This is a genomic window from Hydrogenophaga sp. PML113 (assembly GCF_001777155.1).
GTDB lineage: Bacteria > Pseudomonadota > Gammaproteobacteria > Burkholderiales > Burkholderiaceae_C > Hydrogenophaga > Hydrogenophaga borbori.
Genome location: NZ_MIYM01000007.1, coordinates 185,184 through 203,590, shown reverse-complemented (window position 1 = coordinate 203,590; position 18,407 = coordinate 185,184). Strand labels below are relative to the sequence as shown.

The 18,407-nt window shown below is 70.8% G+C and carries 15 protein-coding genes; 2 read left to right on the top strand and 13 right to left on the bottom strand.

What is annotated here, in order from left to right; genetic code table 11:
* Positions 1 to 10 precede the first annotated feature (10 nt).
* The 8 genes from ispG to BHU06_RS15175 all read right to left on the bottom strand — a co-directional run bounded on the left by ispG (position 11) and on the right by BHU06_RS15175 (position 7,917).
* On the bottom strand, positions 11 to 1,270 hold the full coding sequence (gene ispG / locus BHU06_RS15210) for a flavodoxin-dependent (E)-4-hydroxy-3-methylbut-2-enyl-diphosphate synthase (RefSeq protein ID WP_070400051.1): 1,260 nt from the start codon (positions 1,268 to 1,270) through the stop codon (positions 11 to 13).
* Between the two features lie 8 nt (positions 1,271 to 1,278).
* Positions 1,279 to 2,229: a RodZ domain-containing protein gene (locus BHU06_RS15205; RefSeq protein WP_070400050.1), complete on the bottom strand. Its 951-nt coding sequence runs from the start codon at positions 2,227 to 2,229 to the stop codon at positions 1,279 to 1,281.
* The gene (gene pilW / locus BHU06_RS15200) at positions 2,222 to 3,067 is read right to left on the bottom strand and encodes a type IV pilus biogenesis/stability protein PilW (protein WP_070400049.1); all 846 of its coding nucleotides are present in this window, start codon (positions 3,065 to 3,067) and stop codon (positions 2,222 to 2,224) included. The genes BHU06_RS15205 and pilW overlap by 8 nt, the downstream gene beginning before the upstream one ends.
* A complete protein-coding gene (rlmN, locus tag BHU06_RS15195) occupies positions 3,064 to 4,215 on the bottom strand; it encodes a 23S rRNA (adenine(2503)-C(2))-methyltransferase RlmN (RefSeq protein ID WP_070400048.1) in 1,152 nt (383 codons plus the stop codon). The genes pilW and rlmN overlap by 4 nt, the downstream gene beginning before the upstream one ends.
* A 7-nt stretch (positions 4,216 to 4,222) precedes the next feature.
* On the bottom strand, positions 4,223 to 4,648 hold the full coding sequence (gene ndk / locus BHU06_RS15190) for a nucleoside-diphosphate kinase (RefSeq protein ID WP_070400047.1): 426 nt from the start codon (positions 4,646 to 4,648) through the stop codon (positions 4,223 to 4,225).
* 79 nt (positions 4,649 to 4,727) lie between these two features.
* Positions 4,728 to 6,020: a 23S rRNA pseudouridine(2605) synthase RluB gene (gene rluB / locus BHU06_RS15185; protein ID WP_070400046.1), complete on the bottom strand. Its 1,293-nt coding sequence runs from the start codon at positions 6,018 to 6,020 to the stop codon at positions 4,728 to 4,730.
* The gene (scpB, locus tag BHU06_RS15180; protein ID WP_070400045.1) at positions 5,986 to 6,753 is read right to left on the bottom strand and encodes an SMC-Scp complex subunit ScpB; all 768 of its coding nucleotides are present in this window, start codon (positions 6,751 to 6,753) and stop codon (positions 5,986 to 5,988) included. Before scpB ends, rluB begins: the two co-directional genes overlap by 35 nt.
* A 126-nt stretch (positions 6,754 to 6,879) precedes the next feature.
* The gene (locus BHU06_RS15175) at positions 6,880 to 7,917 is read right to left on the bottom strand and encodes an RluA family pseudouridine synthase (protein WP_070400044.1); all 1,038 of its coding nucleotides are present in this window, start codon (positions 7,915 to 7,917) and stop codon (positions 6,880 to 6,882) included.
* On the opposite strand from BHU06_RS15175, the gene BHU06_RS15170 reads away from it, so the two are divergent.
* The gene (locus tag BHU06_RS15170; RefSeq protein ID WP_070400043.1) at positions 7,916 to 8,728 is read left to right on the top strand and encodes an outer membrane protein assembly factor BamD; all 813 of its coding nucleotides are present in this window, start codon (positions 7,916 to 7,918) and stop codon (positions 8,726 to 8,728) included. The two genes, BHU06_RS15175 and BHU06_RS15170, sit on opposite strands and share 2 nt — an antisense overlap.
* Here BHU06_RS15170 and BHU06_RS15165 read toward each other — a convergent pair.
* Entirely contained in the window at positions 8,691 to 10,688 is a 1,998-nt protein-coding gene (locus BHU06_RS15165) for an ATP-dependent DNA helicase (RefSeq protein ID WP_070400042.1), read from the bottom strand. The genes BHU06_RS15170 and BHU06_RS15165 overlap by 38 nt on opposite strands.
* 148 nt (positions 10,689 to 10,836) lie before the next feature.
* Here BHU06_RS15165 and BHU06_RS15160 point away from each other — a divergent pair, with 148 nt between their 5' ends.
* Positions 10,837 to 11,595, top strand: a complete 759-nt coding sequence (locus BHU06_RS15160; protein ID WP_070400041.1) for a PP2C family serine/threonine-protein phosphatase — start codon at positions 10,837 to 10,839, stop codon at positions 11,593 to 11,595.
* Between the two features lie 9 nt (positions 11,596 to 11,604).
* Here BHU06_RS15160 and zapE read toward each other — a convergent pair whose 3' ends face one another.
* From zapE to BHU06_RS15140, 4 genes are all read right to left on the bottom strand, one after another.
* Complete coding sequence (gene zapE, locus BHU06_RS15155; RefSeq protein WP_070400040.1) at positions 11,605 to 12,702, bottom strand: cell division protein ZapE; 1,098 nt, start codon at positions 12,700 to 12,702, stop codon at positions 11,605 to 11,607.
* Positions 12,703 to 12,709: 7 nt separating this feature from the next.
* Complete coding sequence (gene lpdA, locus BHU06_RS15150) at positions 12,710 to 14,158, bottom strand: dihydrolipoyl dehydrogenase (RefSeq protein WP_070400039.1); 1,449 nt, start codon at positions 14,156 to 14,158, stop codon at positions 12,710 to 12,712.
* A gap of 10 nt (positions 14,159 to 14,168) precedes the next feature.
* On the bottom strand, positions 14,169 to 15,428 hold the full coding sequence (odhB, locus tag BHU06_RS15145) for a 2-oxoglutarate dehydrogenase complex dihydrolipoyllysine-residue succinyltransferase (protein ID WP_070400038.1): 1,260 nt from the start codon (positions 15,426 to 15,428) through the stop codon (positions 14,169 to 14,171).
* Between the two features lie 85 nt (positions 15,429 to 15,513).
* Positions 15,514 to 18,405 (bottom strand): 2-oxoglutarate dehydrogenase E1 component, encoded by a 2,892-nt coding sequence (locus BHU06_RS15140; RefSeq protein WP_070400037.1) that lies wholly within the window; start codon positions 18,403 to 18,405, stop codon positions 15,514 to 15,516.
* Between the last annotated feature and the right edge of the window lie 2 nt (positions 18,406 to 18,407).

Here is an 18,407-nt window from a genome sequence, read left to right as displayed (position 1 = left end):
AAAGGGGCGGTCAGGCGTGCAACACGCCGAACCGCTTCTCGATGTAGTTTTCGACGATGGTCTGGAACTCGCGCGCGATGCCCTCACCGCGCAGCGTGACGGCCTTCTGGCCGTCGATGAACACCGGCGCGGCCGGCGCCTCGCCGGTGCCGGGCAGGCTGATGCCGATGTCGGCGTGCTTGCTTTCGCCCGGTCCGTTGACGATGCAGCCCATGACCGCGACCTTCAGGCCCTCGACACCCGGGTAGCGCTCGCGCCAGACCGGCATGGAGGCGCGCAGGTAGTCGTCGATCTGCTTGGCCAGTTCCTGGAAGGTGGTGCTGGTGGTGCGGCCGCAGCCGGGACAAGCGGTGACGCTGGGCACGAAGCTGCGCAGGTCCAGGGCCTGCAGGATCTCCAGGGCGACCACCACCTCCTGTGTGCGCGCCTCGCCGGGCTGCGGCGTGAGCGAGATGCGAATGGTGTCGCCAATGCCCTGCTGCAGCAGCACCGACAGCGCGGCGGTGGAGGCCACCGCGCCCTTGGTGCCCATGCCGGCCTCGGTGAGGCCCAGGTGCAGGGGGTAGTCGCAGCGCTGCGCCAGCGCCTGGTAGACGGCGATCAGGTCCTGCACCGCGCTGACCTTGCAGGACAGCACGATGTTCTCGCCCGGCAGGCCGATGGCCTCGGCGCGCTCGGCGGACGAGATGGCCGAGGTGATGAGCGCCTCGTACATCACCTGCTTGGCGTCCCAGGGCTGGGCGCGCGCGTGGTTCTCGTCCATCAGGCGCGCGAGCAGGTCCTGGTCGAGGCTGCCCCAGTTCACGCCGATGCGGATGTGCTTGCCGTGGCGCGCGGCGATCTCGACCATCTGCGCGAACTGGCGGTCGCCCTTCTCGCCGCGCCCCACGTTGCCGGGGTTGATGCGGTACTTGGACAAGGCCTCGGCGCAGGCCGGGTGGTCGCTGAGCAGGCGGTGGCCGTTGTAGTGGAAGTCGCCGATCAGGGGCACGCTGATGCCCATGCGGTCGAGCTGCTCGCGGATGTGCGGCACGGCCTTCGCGGCCTCGTCGTTGTTGACGGTGATGCGCACGAGCTCGGAGCCGGCCTGGGCCAGCTCCTTCACCTGGATGGCGGTGGCGATGGCGTCGGCCGTGTCGGTGTTGGTCATCGACTGCACGCGCACCGGGGCGTCGCCGCCGATGGACACGCCGTGATCGCCCCAGCGCACCACGCCCTGGCGGGTGCGCCGGCGCGGGGCTTCGGGCAGGGGAATCGGGCCGTCGGACATGCGGGAACTCACTTGGCGTCGAAGCGCGCGACGTCGTTGCGCGCGACGCTGGCGACGTCGTAGGCGCGGCCGCGCAGCTTGACCTGCACCGCGCTGGCCTTGCCGATGGTCACCGCGTATGGCGGCGCGGCCGAGAACTCGACGCGCTCGCCGCGCTGCAGCAGCCGCTGCAGCACCACGGTGCCGGTGCCGTTCACCACCTCGGCCCAGGACTCGCCACTGGCCTCGATCTGCAGCACGGCGCCGCCCGGGGGCGTGGCCACGGCCGGCGCCTCGGGGGTGACGGTGGGTGCCGCGGCACTGGTGGGTGCGGTGGGCGCCGCGCCCGCGGCCGCAGGCGAAGGGGTGGGCGGCGCGGCCGCCCCGGTGTCGGCCGGGCCGGTGGTTTCCTCGCCCGCGGGCGCGCTGGGCGCGCCTGGCGTGGCCTCGGACGGCTGGAAGATCGGCAGCCCTGGCGCGGCGGCGGGGGCCGCGGGCGCGGCGGCCTCCTGGGCGGTGTCGGGCGCGCCCTGCACCACGTCCGCGGGTTCCATGTCGGGCAGGAACATGACCACCAGCGCCGCCAGCAGCAGGGCGATGGCGCCCAGCAGCGCGGGGCGCGACAGCCAGGTCAGCGGGCTGGCGGCGGGCGCCTCGCTCGCGGGCTTGAAGGGCGCGTTGATGGTGCTGTCGCTGTCGCGCAGCGCGGGCTTGGGGTTCAGCGGGATCTGCTCCAGCACCGGCGCCGGGTCGATCCGCAGCTGGCGGCAGGCGCTGGAGGCCAGGGCGCGCGCGAAGGTCAGGTCGGGCAGTTCCTCGTAGCGGCCGGCCTCCAGGGCCTCCAGCTTGCGCACAGGCACCTTGAGCGCGGCGGCCAGCGCCGCGATGTGCAGTCCCGCGGCCTCGCGGGCCTCGCTCAAACGCACCGGCCGGCTCGCCGCCGGTGCCGATTCGAGGGTCTGCTCCCCCAACTCACTCATTGAATGCCCCCCGTTGGTACGCCGCCCACTGGGGCGACTGTGGAAAACGCCGGCCCAGCTGCTGGGCGAGCTGCGCCGCCGCCACGTCGTTGTTGAGCTGGCGCTCGACCTTCACGCCAAGCCACAGCGTTTCGGCGTTGGCGAGCTCGGAGTTGTTGACGCGGCGGATGATGAACTGCGCCCCCTGGTTATCGCCCCGGCGGTGCTTGAGACTGGCCAGGTTGTAGGCGGCGATCGGGTTGCTCGGGTCGAACTCGTAGGCGCGCGCGAGCGTGGCCTCGGCGTCCTGCAGCTTGCCCGCGCGGATCTGGCAGACGCCCTGAACCAGCCAGGTGCGCGAGCGCCCGCCGTAGGTCGGCACGGCCAGGGCCTGGTTGAACATCTCGTCGGCCTGCACATAGCGGGCCTGCTCGCAGGCGAACAAGCCGTAGCTGTGCAGGGCCTGCGCGTCGCGCGGGTTGATCTGCAGCGCGCGGCGGAAGCTCTCCTCGGCCAGCGCCACGTCGTTCAGGCGCATATAGACCAGGCCGCGCAGGATGTAGGCCGGCGCGTAGTTCGGGTCGGCCTGCAGCGACAGCTTGATCTCGTCGAGCGCGACGGTGGTCTGGCCCTGCTCGTAGTAGCTGGCGGCCAGCTCGTAGCGGATGCGCGCGCGGCGCACCGCCGGCGGCTCGTCGGACGCGGTGATGGGCTCCACGCCCGGCGTGGGCGAGGCCGACACGCGCGGCGCCTGCGAGGAGGCGCAACCGGCCAACCACGCCAGCGCCAGCACCATGGATAAAAGCCACAGGGTTTGAACGGTTCGGCTGCGCGGCGGTCGGTTCGCGACGGAGGTCATGCCTGCCTTTCCTTTTCCTTGGTCATCAAACGGATGGGCTGCACCGATTCGCGGCGGCGCGCCATGCGGCGCGCGGCGTCGGTGCGGTCCAGCACGTCGCCGGCGAGCTGGCCGCAGGCGGCGTCGATGTCGTCGCCGCGCGTCTTGCGGATCGTGGTGACGATGCCGCCTTCGTTGAGCGCCTGGCCAAAGCGCTGCACCGCGGCGCGCGGCGAGCAGCGCAGGCCCGAATCGGGGAAGGGGTTGAAGGGAATGAGGTTGAGCTTGGCCGGCACGCCACGGCCGGCGTGCCCGCGCAGCAGCGTGAGCAGGGCCTGCGCGTGCTCGGGCTGGTCGTTCACACCGTCGAGCATGCAGTACTCGAAGGTGATGAAGTCGCGCGGCGCGGCCGGCAGGTAGCGCAGGCAGGCGTCGAGCAACTCGGCGATGGGGTATTTGCGGTTCAGCGGCACCAGGTCGTCGCGCAGCGGATCGAAGGGCGCGTGCAGCGACACGGCCAAAGCCACCGGGCAGTCCTGCGCCAGGCGGTCGATCATGGGCACCACGCCCGAGGTGGAGACCGTCACGCGCCGGCGCGACAGGCCATAGGCGTGGTCGTCGAGCATGGTCTTGAGCGCGGGCACCAGCGCGTGGTAGTTCTGCAGCGGCTCTCCCATGCCCATCATGACCACGTTGGTGATCACGCGTTCCCCGGGGCGGTTGAGAAACACGCGCAGGAAGAACTCGGCGTGCCAGAGCTGGGCCAGGATCTCGCCGGTGGTGAGGTTGCGCGAGAAGCCCTGGTGCCCGGTGGAGCAGAAGCGGCAGCCCACGGCGCAGCCTGCCTGCGAGGACACGCACAGCGTGCCGCGGTCGTCCTCGGGGATGAACACGGTCTCGACGGCGTTGCCGTCACCGACGTCGAACAGCCACTTGATGGTGCCGTCGGTCGAGTCCTGGCGCGAGAGCACGCGCAGGCCTTCGACGCGCGCCACGCCGGGCAGCTTCTCGCGCAGGCTGCGCGCGAGGTCGGTCATCTGGGAGAAATCGGACGCACCGCGCTGGTGGATCCAGCGAAACAGCTGGACGGCGCGGAAGCGCTTTTCGCCCAGGCCTTCGCAGAAGGCGGCCAGCCCCTCGAGATCGAAGTCGAGCAGGTTGACCGTCATGACATGGTCAACGCGAGTAGACGTTCATGCCGGGGAAGAAGAAACCCACTTCCACGGCGGCCGTCTCGGGCGCGTCGGAGCCGTGCACCGCGTTGGCGTCGATGCTGTCGGCGAAATCGGCGCGGATGGTGCCGGCGGCGGCCTTCTTCGGGTCGGTGGCGCCCATCAGGTCGCGGTTCTTGAGGATGGCGCCCTCGCCTTCGAGCACCTGGATCATCACCGGGCCGCTGATCATGAACTCGACCAGGTCCTTGAAGAAGGGGCGCGCGCTGTGCACGGCGTAGAACTGCTCGGCTTCGCGGCGCGACAGGTGGGCCATCTTGGCGGCCACGACCTTCAGGCCGGCGGCCTCGAAACGGGCGTAAATCTGGCCGATGACGTTCTTGGCGACGGCGTCGGGTTTGATGATCGAGAGGGTGCGTTCGATGGCCATGGGTTTCCTGAAGTTTTGAGAGCGATCGGAGCAGCGGACCCGTGGTCCGCAAAGCCCGCCATTCTACATGGCGGAAGTGTCAACCCCTGGGGCGGCGCCCCTGTGGACGGGGGGGTTTGCCGATGCCTTTGCCCGGGGCTTTGCCGCCCTGGCGGCGCTGGCGCTGCACCGCGTCGTGGCCGATGTAGCCCTGGCTGGTCTTCATGGGATCGGGCTGGCCGCCGGCGCTTCGACCGCGGGCCGCGGCGCCCTCGGCGCGGCGCGGCGCGGACGGCTTGGGCGGCGGCGATTTGGGGCCCGGCCCCTGGCGACGGCGCGCGCTGGCTGGGGCCGGGGCGTCGCCGCGCGGGCCCCGGGGCGGGGCATCGGCCAGGCCGGCCGCCTGGCCCAGGCGCTGCACGTCGCGCTCGCCCAGTTCGATCCAGGCCCCGCGCGGCAGGCCGCGCGGCAGCACCACGGCCCCGTAGCGGATGCGGATGAGCCGGCTCACGGCATGGCCCACGGCCTCGAACAGGCGGCGCACCTCGCGGTTGCGGCCTTCGCCGATGGTGACGCGGTACCAGCAGTTGGCGCCCTCGCCGCCCCCGTCCTCGATGGACTGGAACTGCGCCATGCCGTCTTCCAGCTGGACGCCGTCCAGCAGCCGCTGCCGCTCTTCGTTGGAGATGGCGCCGAGCACGCGCACGGCGTACTCGCGCTGCAGGCCGAAGCGCGGGTGCATCAGGCGGTTGGCCAGTTCGCCGGCGTTGGTGAACAGCAGCAGGCCCTCGGTGTTGAGGTCGAGCCGCCCCACCGACTGCCATTTGCCCTGGTGCAGGCGCGGCAGGCGGCGGAACACCGTGGGGCGGTTCTGCGGGTCATCGTGGGTGACGACCTCGCCAGCCGGCTTGTGGTAAGCCAGCACGCGCGGTGCTGGCGGCTGCAGGCGCACGCGCAGGGGCTTGCCATCCAGGCGGATCTGGTCGCCGTGCTGGATGCGTTGGCCGACGTGGGCGGGCTCGCCGTTGACCGAGAGGCGGCCCTGCACGATGAGCTGCTCCATCTCGAGCCGCGAGCCCAGGCCGGCCTGGGCCAGCACCTTGTGCAGCTTGGGCGATTCGGCCTCGGGCGCGAGCACGCGCTTGGCCGGCTCGGTGGGCGCCTCGGGGGCGTGCGACTGGGCCTCGTCGAAGGCGCCGCTGACGACCTCGTCGAAGCGCAGGGCGTCGGCGTCGGCCGCGGGTGCGTCCGCGCGCCGGGGGCGCTCGGTGCGCGGCTTGCCGACGCGCGCCGCTTCGGAGCGCGGCTGGCTGGCGCGCGGCCGATCGGACCGGGGCTTGCCGGCGGCGCTGGGCCGATCAGGCCGGGGTTTGCGTGGGGTGGCCGGGCTCATCGGGATCGTCCTCGGGGGCGGGTTCGTCGGCCGCGGGCGGTTCGCCCTCGGCCAGGGTGGCGGTGTCGTCGGCCGAGGGTTCGGCGGGCGGCTCGGCCGGTGTTTCGGCGGCAGGCTCGGCCGCGGCATCGCCAGCGGCCTCGCCGCCCTCGCCCGCCTCGGCCGGCAGCTGCGCCGCCAGGCTCTCGAAATCGAGCGAGCCCAGCGAGGACTCCTGCACCCCGCTGGCCTCCAGCGGCGGCAGCTGGTCGAGCGAGCTCAGGCCCAGGTCGTCGAGGAACTGGCGGGTGGTGGCGAACAGCGCCGGACGGCCCACCGTCTCGCGGTGGCCGATCACCTCGACCCAGCCGCGGTCCTCCAGCTGCTTGAGGATCAGCGAGTTGATGGTGACGCCTCGGATGTCCTCCATGTCGCCGCGCGTCACGGGCTGGCGGTAGGCGATGATGGCCAGCGTCTCCAGCGTAGCGCGCGAGTAGCGCGGCGGCTTCTCGGGGTGCAGGCGGTCCAGGTAGTGGCGCATCTCGGGCCGGCTCTGGAAGCGCCAGCCGCTGGCCACGGGCACCAATTCCACGCCGCGCCCGGTCCATTCGAGCTGCAGCTCGCCCAGCAGGGTCTTGAGGGTGTCATTGGCGAGTTCGCCGTCGAACAGCACCGAGAGTTCGCGCAGCGTCATCGGCTGCGCGGCACAGATGAGGGCCGTCTCGAGGACACGCTTGGCATCCGTGGTGTTCATGATGGTCTTGGTCGCTCGGCGCCGGGGCCGCGAAGAATGGGCTCTGGGTGGGCGGGGCCGGGGAAGAGGTCCCGGGCATGGGCCGCGGCACGGGCCGCGAAAGAAGCGTCCGCCGATGCGGGCGGATCAGTCGATCAGGCCCTGGCCGGCAGGGGGCGGATTGTACCGGAGCCCCCCGGCGGCCAAGGCGGCCGACAGGTCCTCGGGCGGGTCGCGCCAGAAGGCCAGCGGCGCCCCGGAAACCGGGTGCGACAGGCGCAGGGACGCCGCGTGCAGCGCCTGGCGCTGCAGGCCCCAGAGCGGCCGGCCGCCGTACAGCGTGTCGCCCACCAGCGGATGGCCCAGCCAGGCCATGTGCACGCGGATCTGGTGCGTGCGCCCGGTGTGCAGCTTGCAGGCCACCAGCATGGCCTCAGCGCAGCGGTCGAGGGCAAGGAAATCGCTCTGCGCCGGCTTGCCCGCGCCCTCGCCCACCACCGCCATGCGCAGGCGGTTGCGGGGGTCGCGACCGATGGGCTCGTGCACCGTGCGCAGGCCCTCGTGGCGCCAGGCGCCGTGCGCGATGGCCAGGTACTGGCGCCCCACCTCGCGGGCCGCGATGGCGCTCACCAGCGCCTGCATGGCGGGGCGCGACTTGGCGACCATCATCAGACCCGAGGTGTCCTTGTCGAGCCGGTGCACGATGCCCGCGCGCGGCAGCGCGGCGGCGCCCGCGTGGTGCGCGAGCAGGCCGTTGAGCAGCGTGCCGCCCCAGTGCCCGGCCGCCGGGTGCACCACCAGGCCGGCGGGCTTGTCGATGACCAGCAGGTGCTCGTCCTCGAACACCAGGTCCAGCGCCATGGGCTCGGCCACGAAGGCGCGCGCCTGCGGCGTGGGCCGCAACGTGACCACCACCGTGTCGCCCGCCGACACGCGCGTGGCGGCCTTGGTGCAGGCGCGCTCGCGCCAGAGCACGCCGCCGTCGGCCAGCAGCTGCTGCAGGTAGGAGCGGGAGAACTCGGGCACCAGCGCGGCCAGCGCACGGTCCAACCGCCAGCCGTGTAGCCCGGCGGGGACCTCGTGGCGGCGCTGCTCGGCCTGTTCGTCCCAGGGCTCGCCCTCGGGCGCCACACCCCCGGCCGATATACTGTCCGCTTCGTTCAACGAGTCCTGTTCCAGCGCCATGCCCTTGAAGTTGAGCCGTGGATTATCGGCCCCGTCCCTGGCCGCCGTCGCCCTGGCGCTGCTGCTGCAGGGCTGCAGCACGACCCCGGTCGATGAGACCATTGGCTGGAGCCCCAACCGCCTCTACAGCGAGGCCACGGACGAGCGCGACGCCGGCAACTACGCGCGCGCCGTCACCCTGTTCGAAAAGCTCGAAGGCCGCGCCGCCGGTACGCCGCTGGCGCAGCAGGCCCAGCTCGACAAGGCCTACACCCAGTACCGCGGCGACGAGCCCGCGCAGGCCCTGGCCACGCTGGACCGCTTCATGCGCCTGCACCCGGCCAGCCCCGCGTTCGACTACGCGCTCTACCTCAAAGGCCTGGTCAACTTCAACGACAACCTGGGTCTCTTCGGCTCGCTGGCGCGCCAGGACCTGTCCGAGCGCGACCAGAAGGCGGCCAAGGAATCCTACGAAGCCTTCCGAGAGCTGAGCACGCGCTTTCCCCAGTCGCGCTACACGCCGGACGCGGTGGCGCGCATGCGCTACATCGTGAACTCGCTCGCGCAGTACGAGGTGCACGTAGCGCGCTATTACTTCGGCCGGGGCGCCTACCTGGCGGCCATCAACCGCGCGCAGTCGGCGCTGACCGATTACACCGACGCACCCGCGCTCGAAGAGGCGCTGTACATCCTCGTGCAGTCCTACGACGCCCTGGGCATGACCCAGCTGCGCGACGACGCCGCGCGCGTGATGCGCGCGAGCTACCCGAACAGCGAGTACGTCGAGCACGGCTTCAAGAAGTCGAGCGATCCGTGGTGGAAGCTCTGGTGAGCGCCGCCAGTTCGCCCAGCCACGCGTCCACCTCCCCCTCCGTGTCCAGCCAGCGGCTGGGCGGCAGCGCCGCCAGCAGCGCCGGTCCGTAGGCGCGCCGGCGCAGGCGCACGTCGCCGATCACGATCAGGCCCCGATCGCCCGCGCGGCGGATCAGGCGCCCCACCCCCTGCCGCAAGGCCATCGCCGCGTCGGCCAGTTGCACCTCGCTGAACGGGTCGGCGCCCAGCGCCTGCGCGCGCGCCAGGCGCTGCCGCAGCCAGGGGTCGTCGGGCGGCGCAAACGGCAGCTTGTCGATCACCAGCAGCTGCAGGGCCTCGCCCGGCACGTCGATGCCCTGCCACAGCGCGCCGCTGGCCACCACCACCGTGGGCGCCGCACCGCCCGCGCGGCGCAGGGCCTCCAGCGCGGCATGCGTGGGGCGCTCGCCCACCAGCCACACCCGCCAGCCCGGCCGGGCGCGCGCCTGCAGGGCCTGCGCGATCCGCTGCGCCGCGCGCCGCGTGGTGGCCAGCACCAGGCAGCGGCCGCCCAGCCGCGCGATCCAGGGAACGATGCGCTCGGCCAGGGCCTGCGCGTGCGTGGCCTCGGCGGGCTCGGGCAGGTCATCGGGCACGAACAGCGCGGCGGCGCTGGGGTCTTGGTCCCCCGCCACCAGGCGCAGCGCGCGCGGCGACCAGGCGGCATCCACCGCCAGGGCCTGGCGGTGCCAGCCCAGGGCGTCGTCCAGGCCCAGCGTGGCCGAGGCGTGTACCACGCAGCGCGCGCCCAGCGGCGCCGCGGTGGCCAGGGCCAGCGCGGCCGCGTCCTGGCCCTGCGTCGCCGGCCGCAGGCAGGTCCAGTCCTCGGGCGAACGCCAATCGAGCCAGACCGCCGACGGGTCCTCGCTGCTCAGCAGCGTGTGCAGCACCTGCGCCATCGAGCGGGTGCGCTCCAGCAGGCGGCGCGGGCGTGGATCGGCCTCGCCGCTGGCCGTGAGCGCGGCCTGCGCGGCGGCGACGGCGTGGGCCAGCCGCCAGGGCGCCAGGCGATCGCCCAGGGGCCAGGCCTGCCGGCCTTCGCGCGGCGGCAGCGCCGCCAGCGCCTGGGCCAGCGCGCGCGTGGCCGATTGCCCGTCGTGCGCGAGCAGCCGCCAGGCCTGCAGGCCGCGCAGCGGGCCCTCGGCCAGCGCGGCGAGATCGGCCCACAGGCGCTGCAGCGCCGCCTGGTCGAAGGCCTCGGCGCCCAGTTGCGCGCGCAGCCCGTGCAGGGCATGCGCCTCGTCGAACACCACCACGTCCACCTCTGGCAGCAGGCGCGGGCGGCCCAGGCGATGGCGCTGCAGCTCGGCCAGCCACAGGTGGTGATTGATGACCACCACGTCGGCCGCCTGCGCGGCGCGGCGCGCGCGCTCCACGTGGCAATCGGCCCAGCGCGGGCAGGCCTGGCGCGCGCAGTTCTCGCTGGTGGAGGTGATGCGCCCGTGCAGACCGGCGATGGCGTCGGTGCCGGCCACCTGGTCGAGGTCGCCATCGCCGCCGCGCTCGGCCCAGGCCAGCAGTTCACGCAACCAGGCGTGTTCCGCCGGCACGCCCGCGCGCGGGCCCTGGTCCACCGCCGCCTGCAGGCGCGCCAGGCAGACGTAGCGCCCCCGGCCCTTGAGCAGGGCCACGCGCACCGGCTGGCCGGTGGCGCTGGCCAGGCGCGGCAGGTCTCGCTCGGCCAATTGGCGCTGCAGCACATGGGTGCTGGTGGAGACCAGCGCGCGCCGGCCCGACAGCAGCCAGGGCAGCAGGTAGGCCAGGGTCTTGCCGCTGCCCGCCGGGGCCTCGACCAACAGCGCGCCCCCGCCCTCGATGGTCTGCGCCACCGCCTGCGCCATGGCGGCCTGCGCCGCGCGCGCGGTCCAGCCGGGCCAGGTCCGGGCCAGCGCGCCACCGGGCGCGAGTGCCTGCGCCACGCGGGCGCCGAGTTCGCTCATGCGAACGCCTCCGCGCAGCGCACCGCGCGGCGGGCCCCATCGGGCGGCCGTGCGAGGCTCACGCGGGCTTCCCCCGTCCGGCCGGCCGGGGATTAGTGGATACCATTGCGACCACCGCGCCCCCGCCGCTCCAACCGATCGAATCCATATGAGCAAAGGCTATCGCATCCTGGCATCGACCGGCATCCACAAGGGTGACCGCGACTACCAGCAGGACCAGGTCGAACTGATGCAGCACACGCGCATCCCCAACTGCCTGCTGGCCGTGCTGGCCGACGGCATGGGTGGGCGCAGCGGCGGCCGCAAGGCCTCGGACCAGGTGATGCTCACGGCGCGCCAGCTGTTCAACCGCTTCGACCCCGAAACCGACGACCCGCGCGCCCTGCTCAAGCAGATCGTCAACGAGTCGCACATGGTGATCAAGCTGACGGCGGTATCGGCCGAGCAGGAACCGCACAGCACCGTGGCGGCCTTCTTGCTGCTGCCCAATGGCGAGAGCCACTGGGTGCACGCCGGCGACTCGCGGGTCTACCACTTCCGCCAGGGCAAGCTGCTGCACCGCACGACGGACCATTCCTACGTGCAGACCCTGGTCAACCAGGGCGAGATCACCGAGCAGGAAGCCCTGGACCACCCGCACGCCAACATCCTGATGGGTTGCCTGGGCACCGAGAACGACCCGCCGATCGACCTGCACGCGGTGCCCAAACTGAACGCGGGCGACGCGCTGATGGCCTGTAGCGACGGCATCTGGCACTACTTTTCGCCCGAGGAGCTGGCCAGCACCATCGCCATGCTTTCGCCGCGCGAGGCCTGCGAGTTCCTGATCCAGAAGGCGCGCACACGGGCGCGGGGGACCGGCGACAACCTCTCGCTGGTGGTCGTCAAGCTCGACCCCTTGATCTGAGCGCCGCGCTCAGGTCAGCGCCGTGTCCACCACCCGGTGCGGCAGGGCCAGGTACTCCTGCGACTGCATCTCCGTCAGGCGCGACACCGTGCGCGGGAATTCGTGCGACAGGGGCCCTTCGAGGTACAGCGCCTCGGGCGGCACGGCCGCCGACAGCACGAGCTTGCAGTGCCGGTCGTAGAGCACGTCCACCAGCCAGGTGAAGCGCCGCGCCTCCGACGCCATGCGCACCGACATCTGCGGCACGTTGGACAGCAGCACCGTGTGGAACTGGCTCGCGATCTCCAGGTAATCGTTCTGCGAGCGCGGTCCGCCACACAGGGTGCGGAAGTCGAACCAGATCACCCCGCCCGCGCGGCGCAGGGCCTGGATCTGGCGCGACTCGATGCCCATCACCGGGCTCTGGTCGCCCACCTCCGCGAGCTGGTTGAAGGTGGCTTCCATCGCCGCGTCGGCCGCGGGGCCCAGCGGCGTGTGGTACAGCGCGATGTGCGTCAGCGTGCGCTGGCGGTAGTCGGTGCCGTTGTCCACGTTCACCACCTCCAGCCGTTCCTTCAGCAGCTCGATCGCCGGCAGGATGCGGTCGCGGTGCAAGCCCTGCGGGTACAGCTGGTCGGGGTGGAAGTTCGAGGTGGTGACGAAACCCACGCCGTTGCGGAACAACGAGTCCAGCAGGCGGTGCAGGATCATGGCGTCCGTCACGTCGGCCACGTGGAACTCGTCGAAGCAGATCAGCTTGTAGCGCCGGGAGATGCGCTCGCCCAGCACGTCCAGCGGGTTCTGCGTGCCCTGCAGGTCACGCAGCTCGCGGTGCACCTCGCGCATGAACTCGTGGAAGTGCAGGCGCGTCTTGCGCTTGAGCGGCACGGCGTGGAAGAAGCAGTCCATGAGGAAGCTCTTGCCGCGCCCCACCCCGCCGAACATGTACACGCCGCGCGGGATGTCCGGCCGGTGGATGAGCTTCTTCAGCGCGTTGGAGCGCTTCTGCTTGTACTGCGTCCACTCCTGCGCGCAGCGTTCCAGCGCGTCCACGGCCCGCAGTTGGGCCGGATCGGGCGTGTAGCCGCGCTCCTTGAGCGCGGCCTCGTAGGCGCTGCGGACGCTCAAGGCGGTGTCAGAAGTTCAGTGAGCGCTTGTCGACGGCCAGCGCGGCTTCCTTCGTCGCCTCCGACAGCGAGGGGTGCGCGTGGCAGATGCGCGCGATGTCCTCGCTGCTGGCCTTGAACTCCATCGCCACCACGGCCTCCGAGATGAGCTCGCTGGCCATGGGGCCCACGATGTGCACGCCCAGGATCTCGTCGGTCGCGGCATCGGCCAGGAACTTCACCATGCCGGTGGTGTCGCCCAGCGCGCGCGCGCGGCCGTTGGCCATGAAGGGGAAGGTGCCGGCCTTGTAGGCGGCGCCGCGCGCCTTGAGCTGCTGCTCGGTCTCGCCCACCCAGGCGATCTCGGGGCTGGTGTAGATCACCCAGGGGATGGTGTTGAAGTTCACATGCCCGTGCTGGCCCGCGATGCGCTCGGCCACCGCCACGCCCTCTTCCTCGGCCTTGTGCGCGAGCATGGGGCCGCGCACCACGTCGCCAACGGCCCAGACGCCCGGCAGGTTGGTGCGGCAGTCGCCGTCGACCACGATGGCGCCGCGCTCGTCAAGCTGCAGGCCCACGCCCTCGGCGTTGAGGCCGATGGTGTTGGGCACGCGGCCGATGGAAACGATCAGCTTGTCCACCTCCAGCGTCTGCGCCTCGCCCTTGGCGGTGGTGTAGGCGATGGACACGCCCTTCTTGCCGGACTTGACTTCGCCGACCTTCACGCCCAGCTCGATCTTCAGGCCCTGCTTGTCGAAGGCCTTCTTGGCCTCCTTGGCGATCTGCTCGTCCACCGCGCCCAGGAACGTGGGCAGGCCTTCGAGGATGGTCACCTCGGCGCCCAGGCGGCGCCAGACGGAGCCCATTTCCAGGCCAATGACGCCCGAGCCGATCAGGCCCAGCTTCTTGGGCACCGCGCCCACGCGCAGGGCGCCGTCGTTCGAGAGGATGTTCTCCTCGTCGAAGGGCGCGCCGGGCAGCGCGCGCGCATTGGAACCGGTGGCCACGATGACCTGCTTGCCGACGAGGCTCTCCTCGCCCGCCTTGATCTCGTAGCCACCCGTGGAACCGGAGGTTCCATCCTCACCGGGCGGAACGGCCTTCACGAACGAACCGCGGCCGTGGAAGAAGGCCACCTTGTTCTTCTTGAACAGGAACTCGATGCCTTTGTTGTTCTGCTCGACCACGTGGTCCTTGCGCTTGAGCATCTGGCCCACGTCCAGGCTCAGGCCCTTGACCTCGATGCCGTGCTCGGCGAAGTGCTTGCCCGCGTGCTCGTAGTGCTCGGACGACTGCAGCAGCGCCTTGGAGGGGATGCAGCCCACGTTGGTGCAGGTGCCGCCCAGGGCGGCGCCGCCCTTGGCGTTTTTCCACTCGTCGATGCAGGCGACCTTGAAGCCCAGTTGCGCGGCGCGGATGGCCGCGATGTAGCCCCCGGGGCCGCCGCCGATGACGATGACGTCGAATTGCTGGCTCATCGTCTCGTCCTCAGATGTCGAACAGCAGGCGCGCGGGGTCTTCCAGCGCTTCCTTCATGGCGACCAGGCCCAGCACGGCTTCGCGGCCGTCGATGATGCGGTGGTCGTACGACATGGCGAGGTAGTTGATCGGCCGGATCACGATCTGGCCGTTCTCCACCACGGCCCGGTCCTTGGTGGCGTGCACGCCCAGGATGGCCGACTGCGGCGGGTTGATGATGGGCGTGGACAACATGGAGCCGAAGACGCCGCCGTTGCTGATGGAGAAGGTGCCGCCGGACATCTCTTCAATGCCCAGCTTGCCGTCCTTGGCCTTCTGGCCGTACTCGGCGATCTTCTTCTCGACGTCGGCGAAGCTCATCTGGTCGGCGTTGCGCAGGATGGGCACCACCAGGCCGCGCGGCGAACCCACCGCGATGCCGATGTCGAAGTAGCCGTGGTAGACGATGTCGTTGCCGTCGACCGAGGCGTTGAGCACCGGGTACTTCTTGAGCGCGTGCACCGCGGCCTTGACGAAGAAGCTCATGAAACCCAGCTTGACGCCGTGCTCCTTCTCGAACTTCTCCTGGAACTTCTTGCGCATTTCCATCACCGGGGCCATGTTGACCTCGTTGAAGGTGGTGAGGATGGCGTTGGTGGACTGCGACTGCAGCAGGCGCTCGGCGATGCGGGCGCGCAGGCGCGTCATGGGCACGCGCTCCTCCGGGCGCTCGCCCAGGTTGGGACCGGCCACCGGCACTTGCGGCAGGGCCTTGGTGGGCGCACCCGTGGGGATCGCCACCGGTGCGGCCACGGCACCGGCGGCTTTGGGCGCGGCCACGGCGGCGAGCACGTCGCCCTTGGTCACGCGGCCATCTTTGCCGGTGCCGGCCACGGAGCCCGCGGCCAGGTTGTTGTCGGCCATGAGCTTGGCGGCGGCGGGCATGGCCACGCCGGCCTTGCTGCTCGACACGGCGGCAGCGGCGGCGGGGGCCGGCGCGGGCGCGGCGGTCGCGGGGGCCGCCGCCGGTGCGGCGGCGCCGGCCACGGCGGCGGTGTCGATGCGCGCGATCACCTGGTCGGCGACGACGGTGGCGCCGTCGCCCTGCAGGATTTCGGTGAGCACGCCGCCGGCGGGGGCCGGGGTCTCGAGCACCACCTTGTCGGTCTCGATCTCGATCAGGATTTCGTCGGCGGACACCGCCTCACCGACCTTCTTTTTCCACTGCAGCAGCGTGGCCTCGGCCACCGATTCGGACAACTGAGGGACTTTGACTTCAACGATTGCCATGTTCTGTTCCGTGCGTTCGTTCTATGGGGGACGTGTCGGGCGCCTGGCGGCGCGACCGCGAGGCCACGCGCCCGACAGACTGTCTTTACTTGGTCAGGATGAAGCCCTTGAGCTTGCCGAAGGCGGCGTCGATCAGCTGCTTCTGCTGTTCCTGGTGCAGGTGGGCGTAGCCCACCGCCGGCGAGGCCGAGGCCGCGCGGCCGGCGTAGCCGAGCTTCTGGCCCTCGAGCATGTTCTCGTGGATGTAGTGCTGAACGAAGAACCAGGCGCCCTGGTTCTGCGGCTCGTCCTGGCACCACACGATGTCGGCCGCGTTCGGGAAGCGCTTGAGCTCGGCGGCGAAGGCCTTGTGCGGGAAGGGGTAGAGCTGCTCGACGCGGATGATGGCCACGTCCTCGCTGCCCTTCTCCTCGCGCTTCTTGACCAGGTCGTAGTAGACCTTGCCCGAGCACGCGATCACGCGCTTGACCTTCTCGGCCTTCTTCACCACCTCGGCGTTCTGCTCGGGGATCACGGTCTGGAAACCGCCCTTGGTGAACTCGGACAGCGGCGAGGTGGCGTCCTTGTTGCGCAGCAGGCTCTTGGGGGTGAACAGGATCAGCGGCTTGCGCAACGGGCGCACCATCTGGCGGCGCAGCACGTGGAAGATCTGGCTGGCGGTGGTCGGCTGCACGATCTGCATGTTCGTGTCGGCCGCCAGCTGCATGAAGCGCTCCAGGCGGGCCGAGCTGTGCTCGGGGCCCTGGCCTTCGTAGCCGTGCGGCAGCATCAGGGCGATGCCGTTGACGCGGCCCCACTTCACTTCGCCGGAGGCGATGAACTGGTCGATCACCACCTGCGCGCCGTTGGCGAAGTCGCCGAACTGCGCTTCCCACACCACCAGGGTGTTCGGGTCGTTCGACGCGTAGCCGTACTCAAAGCCCAGCACCGCCTCTTCCGACAGGATGGAGTCGATCACCACGAACGGGGCCTGGTTCTCGGCCACGTTCTGCAGCGGGATGTAGGTGCCCTCGTCGTACTTCTCGCGGTTCTGGTCGTGCACGACCGCGTGGCGGTGGGTGAAGGTGCCGCGGCCGCAGTCCTCGCCGGACAGGCGCACCGGGAAACCGCTGGCCACCAGCGAGGCGAAGGCCATGTGCTCGCCCATGCCCCAGTCCACCGGGATGTCGCCGCGGGCCATGGCCGCGCGGTCGGCGTAGACCTTCTTCACCAGCTGGTGCGGCGTCACGGTGTCGGGGATGGTGGTGATGCGCTCGGCCAGGCGGTTCCACTCGGTCAGCGGGATCGCGGTGTCGGCGCTGTCGCTCCACTTCTTGCCCAGGTAGGGGCTCCAGTCGACCGCGTACTTGCTCTTGAAGTTGGTGAGCACCGGGTCCACCGTGTGGCGGCCCTCATCGAGCGCGGCGCGGTAGGTCTTGACCATGTCGTCGCCCAGCGTCTCGCCCAGGCCCTGGGCCGCGAGGCGGTCGGCGTACAGCTTGCGCGTGCCGGGGTGGGCCGCGATCTTCTTGTACATCAGGGGCTGGGTCAGGCTGGGGGTGTCCTGCTCGTTGTGGCCCAGCTTGCGGAAGCAGACGATGTCGACCACCACGTCCTTCTGGAAGGCCAGGCGGAACTCGAGCGCGAGCTGGGTGGCGAACACCACGGCCTCGGGGTCGTCCCCGTTCACGTGCAGCACGGGCGACTCGATCATCTTCACGATGTCCGAGCAGTACAGCGTGGAGCGGCTGTCGCGCGGGTCGGAGGTGGTGAAGCCGATCTGGTTGTTGATGACCAGGTGCACCGTGCCGCCGGTGGAGTAGCCACGCGTCTCGGCCAGCGCCAGGGTTTCCATGACCACGCCCTGGCCGGCGAAGGCGGCGTCGCCATGCACCAGCACGGGCAGCACCTGCTTGCCCAGGGGGTCGCCGCGGCGGTCCATGCGGGCGCGCACCGAGCCCTCGACCACCGGGTTGACGATCTCCAGGTGCGAGGGGTTGAAGGCCAGCGAGAGGTGCACCGGGCCGCCGGGGGTGGCGACGTCGGAGCTGAAGCCCTGGTGGTACTTCACGTCACCGGCGGGCAGGTCCTCGGGCGCGGTGTGGTCGAACTCGGCGAACAGGTCCTTGGGCATCTTGCCCAGGGTGTTGACCAGCACGTTGAGGCGGCCGCGGTGGGCCATGCCGATGACGATTTCCTGGATGCCGGCCTGGCCGGCCTGCTGCACCAGCTCGTCCATCGAGGCGATGAAGCTCTCGCCGCCTTCGAGCGAGAAGCGCTTCTGGCCGACGTACTTGGTGTGCAGGAAGCGCTCCAGACCCTCGGCGGCCGTCAGGCGCTCCAGGATGTGCTTCTTCTTCTCGGCGTTGTAGGCCGGGCGGGTGCGCGTGGCCTCCAGCTTTTCCTGCCACCAGCGCTTCTGGTTCTGGTCGGTGATGTAGTTGTACTCGGCGCCGATAGAGCCGCAGTAGGTTTCGCGCAGCGCGTTCAGCAGGTCGCGCAGCGACATGGAATCGCGGCCGAAGAAGGTGTTGCTGGTGTTGAACACCGTCTCGTAATCGGCGTCGGTGAAGCCGTAGAACGAGGGCTCGAGCTCGGGAATGTGGGGGCGCTCGGCGCGCTTGAGCGGGTCCAGGTCGGCCCAGCGGGCGCCGACGTTGCGGTAGGCCGCGATGAGCTGCTGCACGGCGGTGCGCTTGCGGGCCAGCTCGGAATCGGCGCCGGAGGCCACCACCACGGTGGTGCCGCCCTGTTTGGCGCGCTCGGCGAAGGCGTTGATGACCGGCAGGTGCGGGACGTCCTTGGCGTTGCTGCCGTCGACCGCGGGAACGTTCTGCAGGGCGTCGAAGTACTCGCGCCAGTTGTCCGGCACGCTCGTGGGGTTGGCGAGGTAGTTCTCGTACATCTCTTCCACGTACGGCGCATTGCCGCCGAAGAGATACGAGTTGCCCTGATAGGCAACGTAGATGTTGCCCGCGTTCGATGGGGTATCGCTCATGG